Below are 13,160 nucleotides of genomic sequence, written 5' to 3' on the forward strand. Positions count from 1 at the left end.
ACTGCCCAGAGGTGGACCATGGCGGCGCGGCGCCAAGCCCGCAGACGTGGTGTAAGAGTTCGTTCGATCGCGTGATTCGGTGCAGCTCGCGTGACCACTAAAGATCACTCACGGGCAACGGCTTTGACTCGCCATCCGTGCTCGCGGCGGCGCAATTCGCTGACATGCTCAAGACTTCGGCAGCGGTGTGGGCTAATTCCTCGAGAATCCGACGGTCGGCTCCTGCGCGGGCGCGCAGCGCCAGGCTATGCAAAGCCGCTCCGGCAAGCCGCCCCTGCGCGGCGGCATTGGTGGTCGGCGGTAGCTGCCCGCTGGCGATCGCGGCATCGAAACGCTCGGTGAAAGCGGCATCGATGGCACTCAAGATTTCTGCGAGTCGGTCACGAATATCTTTGTCGCTGAACGACTCTGCCGACGCGGTACAGACCGCCAGACAGCCGCGGCCCGGTCCTGGTTGAGTGGTGTACAGGTCGACGCTGGACAGGTAAGCGGCCAGCAGGTCGTCGCGAAGCTGCCCACCAGCGTTCAGCGATGCCGTGAATTCGGTGCGCATCCGGTGCCCGAAATGGTCCAGCGCCGCCAGATACATCGACTTCTTGTCGCCCAGAGCGGTGTACAGACTCGGCCGTGTGACGCCAGCCGCGCGTGCCAGATCGTCGAGGGAAGCGCTGGAGTAGCCGCGCTCCCAGAACACCGACAGCACCGCCTCCAGCACTCGGTGCTCGTCGAACTGACGCGGTCGTCCCCGGGGGCGCCGTGGCGAGATGTTTTTCATACCGATCCGCTCGAAAATATTGACAACGCAATTTTATTGCGAAACAGTAGCAAAATACATTCCGCCGTAGGAGTAGCTGTCATGTTGATCAAGCACAATCCATTCGCTTCGCCACGGCCCGGTGATGAGGTGTTGGCCGGCATCCATCTGCTGGGGACTCGGCGAGTGAACTTCTACGCCGTCACCGAGGGTGACGCGGTGACACTGGTGGACTGCGGGTTCGACGGACACCGCCGTTACCTGGCCGCCTGGCTCGAGAGGACAGGTAGGCGGCAGTCCGACGTCGAGGCAGTCATCCTGACGCACGGTCACGCCGACCATGTCGGGTTCGCTGAGCGGTTGCGGCGCAAGGGCGTTCCCGTCTACTTGCACGACGCCGATGCCGCCTTCGCGCAGAGCTCCCGGGGCCGACTGCCCCCACAGCGGTTACGGCGACGCATCTGGAGGCCCGCAGCACTCGGCTTGCTCGGTGAAGCCGCCTGTGACGGTGTATTCGTTCAGCCGCTGCTGAAATCGGTAAACCGCGTAGGGTGCGGCTCACCGTTGGATGTACCGGGAAGACCGGTGCCGCTGTTCGTCGGCGCCCATTCGGCCGGCTCCGTCGTATTTCATCTGCCCGGACAAGCGGCGCTATTCACCGGCGACGCGCTGATGACCCGCGATCCCATGTTCTTCGGTCACGACCGCCCGATCGTCTTCGCCGAGCACACCGCCAACAATGCGGCGACGGTGTCCGTACTGAGACACCTCACTCCCTACATGGATGACGCTCTGCTGCCCGGCCACGGCGACCCATGGACCTTCGCCGGTGGCGTCGGTCAGGCGGTTCAACAGGCCGAAATAGCCGCCTGAGACTAAGCCGGCCTATTCGGGGTGGTCATCGACCTTGAAGTCGAAGTTGACATCGCCGGCGTCGACGCCGGTGACGGTCACGTTGACGCCGTACTTATCGCTGCCGTCGGTGAGTTGGCAACGCAGTGTGGCTCCCTCGACGCCCTTGAGGTTGTCGGGGCAGGTCACCGAATCAGGTCGTCGGCCCACCTGCTGCGTCAGCTTGTTGCTGATGATGGAGGCGACCTGGTTCTTGTCGACGGTCTCCACCATGTCGAACTTGACGTCCTTGCCTTCGACACTGGTTACGGTGACGTTGACGTTGTAGGTCGAGTCTTTGACTTTCATCTCGCAGTTCAGCTGCGCACCGACCTTGGCCGGCAGGTCACCCGGGCAGGTCACGGATTCGGGCTTGTTACCGGCGGCGTCGGTCATCTTGGCTCTGATCTGGTCGGCGACGTCGCTCTTGCTCACCGAATGCGACGACGATCCGATCGAACATGAGCAGGCTCCGGCGCTGGCCATCAGCCCCAAGGCAGCGCCTGAGATCAGCAACGCGCGAACGATCGAGTGAGCCATATCGCCTCCCTGCTTGGAACACTGGGACAACTGTGAATCGGCTGATAATGACATGCCAAACAGCTTCTCCGAAAGCGAATCCGGGAAATACCGCGCGCCGGTCAGCCGATGCCACGGTAGCGGCGCAGCGCCTCGGCGCGCTCGGTGCCATGGTCCACGATCGGCGGCGGATACCCCGATGGGCGCTTGCCTGTCCGGAGGTGGACGTCGGCGGCCGCGCGCAGTTCGGGCACCCAGCGGCGTATGTAATCGCCTGAGGGGTCGAACTTCTCGCCCTGCGTGGTCGGGTTGAACACCCGGAAATACGGCGCGGCGTCGGTACCGCATCCCGCGCACCACTGCCACCCGTGCTGGTTGCTGGCCATGTCGCCGTCGGTGAGCTGCTCCAGGAACCAGGCCGCCCCCCATTGCCAGGGCAGATGCAGGTCCTTGACGAGAAACGATGCGGCGATCATCCGGACCCGGTTGTGCATGAACCCGGTCTCGCGCAGTTGCCGCATCCCCGCATCGATCACTGGAAACCCGGTTTCACCGGCCTTCCAGGCCTCGAAGACTCGTTCGGCGTGGGCGCCGGTGTCGGTCTGGATGGAATCGAAGTCACTGTTCCAATTGCGCCAGGCGCTGGCCGGGCGGTCAAACAGGACCGCGGCGTAAAAGTCGCGAAAAGCCAGCTCGCGCAGGTAACTTCGGGCACCGGCACCGCGGAAGTCCAGGCCGGCGACCATGGTCCGGGGGTGTATGGTGCCGAACTTCAGGTGCGCCGACATCCGGCTGGTGCCGTCGAGGTCAGGCCGGTCGCGATCCTCGGCGTAGCGTTCCAGTCCGTCGTCGACGAAGGCTCCCCACTCCCGAAGAGCCGCGGCTTCGCCCGCAGCCGGGTCAAGCGGCACACCGGGGTCGGGGATTTCGCAGTGTTCGACGGGCACTTGGGCCGGATCCAGCCAGCGCGCACAGTCGTGGCCGGTACGCGCCGGCGAGGGCCACCCCGCCTCGCTCCACCGGCGGAAGAACGGGGTGAACACCCGATATGGCGTCCCGTCGTCTTTGGCGACGCGCCCGGGTGGCACCAGATACGGCGATCCCGTCGCCACCAGCGGAACGCAGCCCAGCGCCGCGCGCACCCGCTCGTCGCGGCGCCGGCCGAACGGCGCGAAATCCCCGGAGATATGTACCGCCGATGCCTCGATTTCCTTGGCGATTACGGGAATCCGTTCTTCGGGCCGCCCGCGGGTCAGCAGCAGCCGGCCGCCCAGATCGTCGCGTAATAGCCGCAGCGAATCGCCCAGATACTGCAGGCGGCGCCGGCCGGACGACGCCTCCAGACGCGGATCGAGGACAAAGCAGGCGAGCACCTCGTCGTCGGCGGCGGCAGCGGCTAGCGCCGGATGGTCGCGCAACCGCAGGTCGCGACGAAACCACAAGAGCGCCCGCGTCATCGGGCGGTCAGCGGTTGAGCCGCCAGAGGTGGGTGGCCAGCACGGTGGCGAAGGCCGTCCACACTGCGTAGGGAAGCATCGCCAGCCCCGCGCGTCGATCTGCTCCGGCGGTCCGGCGCACCAGGTCGGCGCTGCTGGTCGCCAAGACCGCGGCGCCCACCGCGGACGCGCCGAGTTTGTGGAACCGGAAGAACAGCCAACTCCATCCGCCGTTGAGCACCAAGTTGATGCCCAGCGCGGCGACATAGCGGCGCGCCTTGTCGTGGTGTCCCGCTGCGCGCAACCGGTCGAGGGCCACCGCGGAACTGAGGGCGATGTCGCCGTAGAGGGTGGTCCAGACCATCGGGAAGGCGATGCTTGGCGGCTGGTACCCGGGCTTGCGAAGCCGCGCGTACCACCCGGCGGTGGATCCCGGGCTGGCGATGCTTCCGGCACCCGCCGCCGCGGTGACGGCCAGCCCGGTAGCGGTCAGTGTCGACTTATTCATCCAATCCTCCATTCGCCGGTGAATAGGCTGAATCATGTTGATATCTAGCCATATTCGGGAAATTTGGCCACCAGATACGATCACCGATCAGGGTGAACACAGCCGGGATCACCAGCGTGCGCACGACGAAGGTGTCCAGCAGGATTCCCAGCCCCACGATGATCCCAATCTGGGTCAGCGCAATCAGCGGCAGCACGCCCAAGACGCAGAAAACAGCGGCCAATACGATTCCCGCGCTGGTGATGACGCCGCCGGTGGCCGACACCGCGCGGATCATTCCGTCGCGGGCGCCGTGGTGTGCGGCTTCCTCGCGGGCGCGGGTGACCAAGAAGATGGTGTAGTCGACCCCGAGCGCGGCCAGGAACAGGAAAGCGAACAACGGGGTGCTGTTGTCCAGTGCCGCGAATCCGAAGACGTGCATGCTGGCCCAGCCACCCAGTCCCAGTGCGGCCAGCGCGCCGAGAATGGTCGCGGCCAGCAGGGTAGGCGGCGCCAACGCGGCTCGCAGCAGTACGTACAGCACGAGCAGGATGACCATCAGGATCGCCGGAATCAGCACCCTGCGGTCGTGTGCGGCCGCGTCGCCGACGTCGAGGGCTTGGGCGTCGGCGCCGCCCACCAACGCACCGGGGGATACCGCGGCGGTCGAATCGCGCAGTGCTGCAACGATACTGAACGCCTTCTTGGATGCCGGCGGCGCATCGATCACTACCGACCATTTCGCCAACCCGGTCGTCGACCTAGCCGACTCGGTCGCCGATACCACTCCGGGTGTGGCGCTGATCGCCTGTTGCACCTGCGGCACCTGTGCGGCGGGGGCCACGACGATCGTCGGGCTGGCCAGTCCGGCCGGAAAATGCCGGTCGACGATGTCGAACCCGGCCACCGAATCGGCCTTGACCCGGAATTGCTCGGTCTGCGACAAACCGGTGCGGGTGCCGAGTAACCCGGTGGCCAGCAGGACCAGCAGGGCGAGGGTGGCCGCCGCGACCAGGGCGGGGCGGCGGGCAACCCGTTCGGCGACGCTGTGCCACAGTCCCGATTCGAGGGTCGCGCCGGCATCCGGCTCCGGGATGAAGGGCCAAAACAGTCGCCGGCCGCTCAACGCCAGCAGCGGCGGCAGCACCACCAGCACCGACACCGCGGCGACGAGCAGTCCGCAGGCCGCCAGCGCACCCAGGCTGCGGGTGCTGGGAGTAGCGGCAAAAAGCAGCGTGAGCAACGCCAGCACCACGGTGGCGTTGCTGGCGACGATCGCCGGCGCGGCCATGCGCACCGCGCGGCGCAGGGCGCCGCGGTGTTCCGCGTGTCGCCGAAGTTCCTGGCGATAACGCGAAATCAACAACAGCGCATAGTTGGTGCCGGCGCCGAAGACCAGCACGCTGGTGATCCCGGAGGTAGCCCCGTCGAAGCTGAGCCCGGTCACCGAGGCGACCGCGGTCCCGGCAGCCGCGGCAAGTCGGTCGGCGAACCCGATCACCAGCAGCGGCAGCAGCCACAACACCGGCGATCGGTAGGTCGCGATCAGCAGCAGCGCGACCACGGTTCCTGTGACAGCCAGCAAGGTGACATTGGCGCCGGAGAACGCGTTGGCGATGTCGGCGCCGAACGCCGGGCCTCCGGTGACGTGGGCATCGAGATCTGCCGGCAGCCCGCGGTGCGCGGCGGCGCGCAGCGACGTGACCGCGTCGGTGAGTTCCAACCCGGAAAGGCCGGTGCTGATCGGCACCACCCCGATGGCCGCTTTGCCGTCGGCCGATACCTGCACGGGCAGCGGTGCCGGCGGCGCGCCCGGTTGGGCAGCCGCCCGCATCCGATCGCGGACTTGTTCGGCGGCTTTGAGATCGGCGCCGTCCAGGACGGCGCCGTCGGCGCGGCGGGTGAGGACCACCAGCAGCGGAGCGCGGTCGCCGCCGGGGAACTGAGCCGAGAGCGCCTCGACTTTGGCCGACGCGGAGTTGCTCGGCAGCGATTGCGGTGCCTGACCCGCCGCGGCATTGGGGCCGATCAACACCATGAAGCCGACGCCGAACAGGACAACGCCCAAGGTGATCAGCCATGACCGCCTACCGGTCACCGCAGCCGCGAGCCCGTCCCACACCACGCCGGCAAGCATTTCAATTTTTTAAGTATTAAGCAAACTAACCACTATGGCGGCCCGGGTCCGGCCGCGTGGCGGCGACCGCAGAACAATGCTCGAATACGTTGTACGCCAATGTAAATCGACGGTGGGCCCGGCCAGGAATTCCGGCCGGGCCCACCGTGTCGACGAACTACTGGTTGGCCTGCTGCCGTTCTTTTGCCGCCTTCGCGCCGGCACGGGCCGATTCGGCCGCAGCCTCCTTCTTGGCGGCCTGGCGTTGGGCGTCGGCCTTGTCCTGCTGGGCTTTTGCTTCCTGCGCAAGCCGATCATTGCCGGTCACCAAACCGATGACTTGCTTGATCGCGCCCTTGACGCCCTCGACTATGCCGCTGACGGCTTCCAGGGGTCCACTTCTGCTTGCCATTTCTGCCTCCCGCTGATTTCTCGATTCGGCGGCATTACCCCGCCCTCGACCTCAGTTTCCCGTTAAGTCTCGAAAGGAAACCTTCGCGGACCCCCGGGTCGCCCGTCGAGGCCAGCGAAATGCCGGCGGAGCTCCGCAGACGGGTGCGGCAGGGTGATCGTCGTCTCCGGCGCGACCCTGAAAGACCGCGGCCGGCCGGCCCGCCGGTGAACGCGGTGCTCCGGCCGGAGTTTCGCGCTGCTGCTAGCGGGTATGTGGGTGGGGTGAACGCGGGAGAGGCAGCCCGGCGCGTCCGGCGCGCAGAGCGCACCGTGCTGCGGGTGCAACGGCGACTGTGGTTGGCGCAGCTGGTTCTTCCGGCGGCCGCGATCACCACGGCAATCGTGGTATCCGTGGCGGCATGGTCGATGTGGCAACGGACGTCTCGTCAGCGCCGGTCCGAAAGCCCTTCCGCGGCGGCCCGGCCCGCCGCGGCTACCGAATGCCCTTGAGCGCGGCCACCAGCCCTTCAGGGTCTGCGACGGTCACCGTCAAGGCCGAGTGGTCGCGCAGTCCCAGCACCCGGTGAACAGGCGGTTCGAAGTGGACGCACACCCCGGCCCGCGCGTTCGTGCCGAAGGTGAGTCCGTCATCGACCATCGACAGCCGGGGGCCGACCGCGGTCCACCATCGATACGGACCGGTGATATGCGCGTCGCGGACGCTCGACAACGGCGCTTCGACACGAAATGGCCCGTAGCGAGCCAGAAAACGGCCGTCGTCCGTCAGCGTCACGCCCTGGCGTCCCGGCCACCGAAACGGAAGCCACATCGCGGCAAGGCGAGGATCGTAGCGATAGGGAAAGTGTTGTCCCCGGTTCTGCGGTTTCATTGCCCGGCTCCCGTCTTGCGCCTTCGCGCCACCGCTGTTCGTACCGAGGCTACTGGCCGTCGCATCGTGGTCTACACCGGCTCCGGCGCGGTGCGCGGCGTTTTGCCGGAAAATAGGATTGCTGCGGAAAAAGAGACTGCCATTCGATATTTTCAGAGCCGACACGTCGGGCTGGTCCGCGCCGTTAGGCCGTGAAGCACACGAAAGGTAGGTCCGCAGCATGCTGGGATGTGTCGCGCCACTGCTGACCCAGGTCGTCGAGGCGGCCGGCTCGGTCGTCGGGGTGCGGGTCGGGACCGAGAAACCGCCCCATACCGTAGAGCAGCTCCACGGCGGACTTCAGATCCGCCGCTACGGCCCACGAATCGCGGCCGAAGTCGTCGTCGCCGATACCGAGGAAGGTGCCCGCAATCGCGGATTCCGTGCACTGGCGGGCTACATCTTCGGTGCGAATCATGCGAATTCGAAAATCGCGATGACGGCTCCGGTCAGTCAGCAACGGGCCGGTGGAGCAGCCGGCCCGGGAATGCGCATCGCCATGACGGCCCCGGTAGCACAGCAAGCGGGCGGCGACGGCGCCTGGGTGATCCGGTTTTTCATGCCGGCTAAATGGAGGCTGGATACCCTACCCACGCCGGACGACGAATCCGTCGAACTCGTCTCGGTACCGGCGCAGGATTATGCCGTGCTGCGTTTCAGCGGTGACCGCGGACCCGGCGCCGTCGCCGCACACACCGACGAATTGCTCGGGCTGCTCGACGGCACCGAGTACGCGCCGGCCGGTGCTCCGGTGGCGTGGTTTTATGACCCACCGTGGACGCTGCCATGCTTGCGCCGCAACGAAGTTGCCGTACCGGTGACGAGGCGGTGACCGCCGCGGGCAGTTCTAGCGACGATCTCCGGAGACTTGCGCGAGCGGGGTTTGGCGCTGCGGTTCGCGTTGTTTGACCAGTCCGGCAAGGAACTGACGGCGCGAGCGGATGACGTCCTCGATCAACTGCAGAGCCTCGGCAACCGAATCGGCAACAGGCAGACCGTGATTGATGACAATCCGCAGTAGCGGACGCATCGCAGGACCCGCGATCACGCTGCAGTGCAGGCCGGCTTTGTGGTGTTCGTCGTTGAGCACCAAAAGAGCCCGAAAACCGTCAACGCTGAGGAACTCGAGGTGGCTCAGATCGAGTATCAACGGCGCCTTCACCCGCGCGAAGCGCCGAATTTCGTGGGCAATGCGCTCGGCGTTCGAAGCGTCGATCTCTCCGTCGATGCGCGCAATGGTGGCCAGGCTGCGCGCGTAAACGCACAGTCGTGCCCCTGCGCAGTCGACCACATAGCGGCAGCGGGGTTGTTCTGGTGGGCTGATAGCCCCTAAAGCAGTCATATTCTTCGAGCCCATCGAGTGTGGTGGTGGGCGCGGGAGCTACAGCCTTTGGGACACCGCCCCCGCGGTGGTCAGCTGTGAACTCAACCTCGTCGAAAAGCCTAATGCCGGCAGCCGCGGCGCGGTGGCCGTAGGCGGACCCGACGCGAAGCCCGGGGCAGCGATTAAATGCCAGCGGCACAACAGATTTCGGCAGAGCCGCCGAGGTCGGGCAACCACGCCGAGTCTTCGCTTTTCGGCTACTGCCCCCCTAACCACTTCGCCTGTTGACCTTCGACCGCGGGCCCGTAACCGACCGCTCTGCGACCAGATCGCCGCCGGAAAATGTACTCGCCACCGCCCTGGTGTTTCTGCGATATTTGGGTTTCACCGCGCCGGAAAAGGGGTAATCTGAGCCCGCTAGGCGGCTTGTACAGCCTGGAATTGACGGTTGCGGAAGTTGCCCTTGTGGAGACGAGGAATGGTAGCGGCCAAATGGAAACCGTGTGGTACGGATTTCGCCATTCCGCGGTAGCTATAGCGATCGCGTTGGTGGTGCTCAGTACACCGGCGCCCGCTGCGGCCAAACCCGGTGTCACGGTATTTCCGGGCATGGAAATTCATCAGGGCGCCGTGGTGTGCACGGTGGGGTTCGTCGAACCGCGGCTGCGGATCGCGGTGAGCGCCGGCCGCTGCGACGAGGGGGCCACCGTGACCGACAGTAATGGGAACGTGGTCGGTAGCGTGATGCTCGCCCGGCGCGACACCGTCAACGAACCCGCGGCAGCCGACTCCGCAGCGGGCGTCGAATACGAAGTCATCACACTGGCACCCGAGGTGATCGCCTCAGAGCTGTTGCCCGGCGGCCGTCAACTGCAGTCCATCCCGGGATTCAGCGTGCAACCGGCGCTGCCGGTGTGCCATGGCGGAATATCCTCCGGGCACGTCTGCGGCCGGGTCAGCTCGGTCGGTAACGACGGGTTTGCCATTGCCGACATGACCGCAGACCAGCGCGAGCTGGGCGGGCCGGTATATACACTGACCGACGACAACCGCGCCGTCATTGTCGGACTGCTCGACGGGGCGCGCGGCTCGACGCTGTGGGCCCAGTCTTGGCAGGCGGTCATGCGGCAGCTCTACATCGACGCACGGTCGGCTGGCCCGATACAGCCGCCCTTGGGACACACCATCGGCCGGTGAACGACCCAGTTCGAACCGGGACAGACCCGAAAGTAGCTGCGCGGCAACGATGACCGGCCGGCCCCGAGTGCTGGTTTCGCAATCCCGAGAAGGGGAACCCGGCGCGGATGACTGTTTCCGACTTCGTCGCTCGGCCTTTTCAGTGGGGATCCGCGATCCGCGGTAGTCGAATCTTCCACCCGGTCGGCGTCATCGCGTCAGGTTCGATCGAACGCGTTGCGCCGGCGTCCACCGGGCTTCCGGTGCCGTCGTCCGACGTCGTGGTCAGGGTGTCAAAAGCAGGCGGCACGCCCGGGTCCCTGCCCGACTTCATCGGGCTGGCTCTGCGGGTCGCGCCCCCGCGGGTCGACGCGACACCGTGGGACATCCTGTTGGTCTCCGCGGGATCTGGTGTCCTGAGCCGGGCGCTGGCGCTGCGGCCGGTCACATCGTGGACGGGCCCACCCATGACCACCCTCATGCCGTTGCGCTACCGGGCAAAGTACTGGTGGCTACGAGCGCGAATACTGACCGATATCAATGGATTCGGCCTGTCTCTCGGCGATGTTCGGGAACGAATCAACGACGGTGGCGTCGAACTGGCCCTCGACCAAGCTTGCGGCAGAGCCAATTTCGAGAAGGTGGCGCACCTGAGGCTGACCAGTGTCGCCAGTCCGGGCCCGGGTAACGACGTGTCGTTCGATCCGGTGGTCAACACCGTGCCCGGGTTGCGGCTGTTTCCGGGATGGCTGGCGGACCTACGGGGCCGTGCCTACGCGCGAAGCCGTGACGGCCGACATGCCGGCGCAGCCGCCGGCGGGTGCCGCTGCCACGGGGGATAGGGAAGTATGGGGCGGTATGAGCGTTTTCGGCCGGCTGCGCCCGCTGCTCGACACGGCCCTCGACCGGACGATCGTGCCCGGTTACACCCGCATCGGCTATCGGCTTCGCCGATCGGGCTGGTCCGGTGACCCGCCGCCGGGTGCGCTGCGGGGCCGCACCGCGCTGGTCACCGGCGCCAATCGCGGCCTGGGCAAGGCCATCGCCGCGGGTCTGGCCGGGCTGGACGCGACCGTACTGCTGACCGTTCGCGACCGCGAGAACGGTGAGCGGGCCCGCGACGAGATCGTCGCCGAATCGGGCGCCGACGTGCGGGTGGAGGTGTGCGACGTCTCCGACCTGGACGCCGTCCGCACCTTCGCCGCCGACCTGCGCACCCGGGTGTCGCGGCTGGACGTGCTGATCCACAACGCCGGATTGCTGCCCGCGACCCGCGACGAGGCCGCCGATGGCCACGAAATCACTTTGGCCACACATGTTTTGGGGCCGATACTGCTGACCGAGCTGCTGGCTCCGATGCTGGCTGCCTCCGACGACCCGCGGGTGATCCTGATGTCCTCCGGCGGGATGTATACCCAGTCGCTGCCCGTCGAGGACCCCGAATATCGCATCGGTCGCTACCGTGGCGCCGTCGCGTATGCCCGCACCAAACGGATGCAGGTGGCATTCACCCCGATCCTGGCCCGCCGCTGGGCCGACCGGCACATCCGCGTGTATTCCATGCATCCGGGTTGGGCCGATACTCCGGGCGTAGCGTCGTCACTTCCGGGTTTTCGCGCCGTCACCGGGCCGCTGCTGCGCACCCTGGAGGAGGGCGCCGACACCGCCGTGTGGCTCGCCGCGACCAGTCCCGCACCACCGACCGGCACCTTTTGGCACGATCGCCGGCTCCGACCCGAGCATTACCTGCCCTGGACCCGTTCCAGTGACCGCGATCGCGATGTGCTGTGGCGGTATTGCGCGACAGCGATCGGCCTGGATGGTGTGGACTAGCGGTCCGGCAGGGCGTGCTCGGCGATCGGCAGCCGGGGCAGTGGCTGCCGTTCGCGGCGTTTGGCCGCCAGATACACCTGAGCGGTCTCTTCGGCGACTGTCCGCCAATCGAAGTCGGAGGTGAGCCGGTCGCGGGCGGCGCGGGCCCGCTGCTGCGCGGCGGCCGGGTCGGCGAGCACCGCGGACACCGCGGCGGCCAGCCCCGCCACATCGCGGGGCGGACACGATATCCCGGTCACCCCGTTGATCACCGCTTCGCCCAGGCCGCCGATGTTCGACGTCACCAGCGGGGCGCCGGCGGCGGCGGCTTCCAAGGCGACCAGCCCGAACGGCTCATAGTGGCTGGGGAATACCGCCGCGTCCGCTCGGTGTAACACCGCCAATAGTTCGGTGTGGTCGAGGTGTCCGACGAACGTGGTTGCCTTGAGTACCCGGTGCTTACGGGCCTGCTCGACCAGCCAATCCCGTTGGGTGCCTTCGCCGGCGATAGTCAGGGTGGTACCCGGGTGGGCTCGCCTGATCCGCGGCAGCGCGGCGATGGCGTCGTGCACACCCTTCTCGTATTCCAGCCGGCCGACGTACAGTAGCTCGGGCGCCCCGGTGCGCGCGCGTCGGACCGCGAATGGCCAGCGCGCCGCGTCAATACCGTTGCGGATCACCGTGGTTTCAGCCAGGCCCGGACCGAAGAGCTCGGTGATCTCGTCGCTCATCGACGCCGAACACGTGATGATCGAATCGGATTCGCGCACCAGCCACGACTCGACCGCGTGCACCTGACGACTGATCGTTCCGGCGACCCAGCCGGAATGCCGCCCGGCTTCGGTCGCGTGAATTGTGGAAACCATTGGCACGTCGTAGAACTGGGCGAGCGCGATGGCCGGATGCGCCACCAGCCAGTCGTGGGCGTGCACGACGTCGGGACGCCACGGCCGGTCGGTGCCGTGCCTCTTGAGCGACAGGCCGGCCCGGATCATCGCATGACCCATCGCCAGGGTCCAGGCCATCATGTCGCTGCCGAAGCTGAATTCGTGCGGATCCTGTGCGGCCGCGATCACCCGCACCCCTTCGCTGACCATATCGGACGACGGGTGGGTGCTGGGGTCGGTGCCGGCGGGCCGGCGGGACAGCACGACGACGTCGTGACCGGCCGCGGCCAATGCGGTCGACAGATGGTGCACATGGCGGCCGAGCCCGCCGATCACCACCGGCGGGTACTCCCACGACACCATCAGGATTTTCATCGAAACGGCCCCCCATTCCGTCGCCGAAACTGCAACCACAGCGCGGCTTCGACCCCCGAATA

14 protein-coding genes are annotated in these 13,160 nt (G+C 66.8%); 5 read left to right on the forward strand and 9 right to left on the reverse strand.

Translation table 11 applies throughout. The annotated features are described in order from the left end of the window. Positions 1 to 97: 97 nt before the first annotated feature. Positions 98 to 775: a TetR/AcrR family transcriptional regulator gene (locus B4U45_RS23305; protein WP_082275268.1), complete on the reverse strand. Its 678-nt coding sequence runs from the start codon at positions 773 to 775 to the stop codon at positions 98 to 100. Between the two features lie 81 nt (positions 776 to 856). Here B4U45_RS23305 and B4U45_RS23310 point away from each other — a divergent pair, with 81 nt between their 5' ends. Further along, entirely contained in the window at positions 857 to 1,627 is a 771-nt protein-coding gene (locus tag B4U45_RS23310; RefSeq protein ID WP_075545838.1) for an MBL fold metallo-hydrolase, read from the forward strand. Between the two features lie 12 nt (positions 1,628 to 1,639). On the opposite strand, the gene B4U45_RS23315 is transcribed toward B4U45_RS23310, so the two are convergent. The 6 genes from B4U45_RS23315 to B4U45_RS23340 form a co-directional block, all read right to left on the reverse strand. Then, positions 1,640 to 2,185, reverse strand: a complete 546-nt coding sequence (locus tag B4U45_RS23315) for an anti-apoptotic protein (protein ID WP_075545839.1) — start codon at positions 2,183 to 2,185, stop codon at positions 1,640 to 1,642. Positions 2,186 to 2,286: 101 nt separating this feature from the next. Next, positions 2,287 to 3,621: a cryptochrome/photolyase family protein gene (locus tag B4U45_RS23320; RefSeq protein WP_075545840.1), complete on the reverse strand. Its 1,335-nt coding sequence runs from the start codon at positions 3,619 to 3,621 to the stop codon at positions 2,287 to 2,289. 7 nt (positions 3,622 to 3,628) lie between these two features. Continuing rightward, the gene (locus B4U45_RS23325) at positions 3,629 to 4,108 is read right to left on the reverse strand and encodes a TspO/MBR family protein (protein WP_075545841.1); all 480 of its coding nucleotides are present in this window, start codon (positions 4,106 to 4,108) and stop codon (positions 3,629 to 3,631) included. After that, positions 4,101 to 6,224: an MMPL family transporter gene (locus B4U45_RS23330; RefSeq protein WP_075545842.1), complete on the reverse strand. Its 2,124-nt coding sequence runs from the start codon at positions 6,222 to 6,224 to the stop codon at positions 4,101 to 4,103. Before B4U45_RS23330 ends, B4U45_RS23325 begins: the two co-directional genes overlap by 8 nt. 157 nt (positions 6,225 to 6,381) lie before the next feature. After that, positions 6,382 to 6,615, reverse strand: a complete 234-nt coding sequence (gene mbp1, locus B4U45_RS23335) for a microaggregate-binding protein 1 (RefSeq protein ID WP_075509453.1) — start codon at positions 6,613 to 6,615, stop codon at positions 6,382 to 6,384. 474 nt (positions 6,616 to 7,089) lie between these two features. Further along, positions 7,090 to 7,485, reverse strand: a complete 396-nt coding sequence (locus tag B4U45_RS23340; protein WP_075545881.1) for a hypothetical protein — start codon at positions 7,483 to 7,485, stop codon at positions 7,090 to 7,092. A 220-nt stretch (positions 7,486 to 7,705) separates the two neighbouring features. On the opposite strand from B4U45_RS23340, the gene B4U45_RS23345 reads away from it, so the two are divergent. Beyond that, positions 7,706 to 8,356 carry an SOUL family heme-binding protein gene (locus B4U45_RS23345; RefSeq protein ID WP_075545843.1) on the forward strand — a complete coding sequence of 217 codons (651 nt, stop codon included), beginning with the start codon at positions 7,706 to 7,708 and terminating at the stop codon, positions 8,354 to 8,356. Between the two features lie 15 nt (positions 8,357 to 8,371). Here B4U45_RS23345 and B4U45_RS23350 read toward each other — a convergent pair whose 3' ends face one another. Beyond that, positions 8,372 to 8,866, reverse strand: coding sequence for an STAS domain-containing protein (locus B4U45_RS23350; RefSeq protein ID WP_082275269.1), 495 nt, complete (start codon positions 8,864 to 8,866; stop codon positions 8,372 to 8,374). A gap of 474 nt (positions 8,867 to 9,340) precedes the next feature. On the opposite strand from B4U45_RS23350, the gene B4U45_RS23355 reads away from it, so the two are divergent. The 3 genes from B4U45_RS23355 to B4U45_RS23365 all read left to right on the forward strand — a co-directional run bounded on the left by B4U45_RS23355 (position 9,341) and on the right by B4U45_RS23365 (position 11,857). Continuing rightward, entirely contained in the window at positions 9,341 to 10,045 is a 705-nt protein-coding gene (locus B4U45_RS23355) for an Rv1815 family serine proteinase (RefSeq protein ID WP_075545845.1), read from the forward strand. A 107-nt stretch (positions 10,046 to 10,152) separates the two neighbouring features. After that, complete coding sequence (locus B4U45_RS23360; RefSeq protein WP_075545846.1) at positions 10,153 to 10,866, forward strand: catalase family protein; 714 nt, start codon at positions 10,153 to 10,155, stop codon at positions 10,864 to 10,866. Positions 10,867 to 10,882: 16 nt separating this feature from the next. Further along, positions 10,883 to 11,857 carry an SDR family NAD(P)-dependent oxidoreductase gene (locus tag B4U45_RS23365; RefSeq protein ID WP_075545882.1) on the forward strand — a complete coding sequence of 325 codons (975 nt, stop codon included), beginning with the start codon at positions 10,883 to 10,885 and terminating at the stop codon, positions 11,855 to 11,857. Here B4U45_RS23365 and B4U45_RS23370 read toward each other — a convergent pair. After that, positions 11,854 to 13,098 carry a glycosyltransferase family 4 protein gene (locus B4U45_RS23370; RefSeq protein ID WP_075545847.1) on the reverse strand — a complete coding sequence of 415 codons (1,245 nt, stop codon included), beginning with the start codon at positions 13,096 to 13,098 and terminating at the stop codon, positions 11,854 to 11,856. The two genes, B4U45_RS23365 and B4U45_RS23370, sit on opposite strands and share 4 nt — an antisense overlap. Positions 13,099 to 13,160: the final 62 nt, after the last annotated feature.

The organism is Mycobacterium persicum (genome assembly GCF_002086915.1).
In the GTDB taxonomy this organism is placed as follows: Bacteria; Actinomycetota; Actinomycetes; order Mycobacteriales; family Mycobacteriaceae; genus Mycobacterium; species Mycobacterium persicum.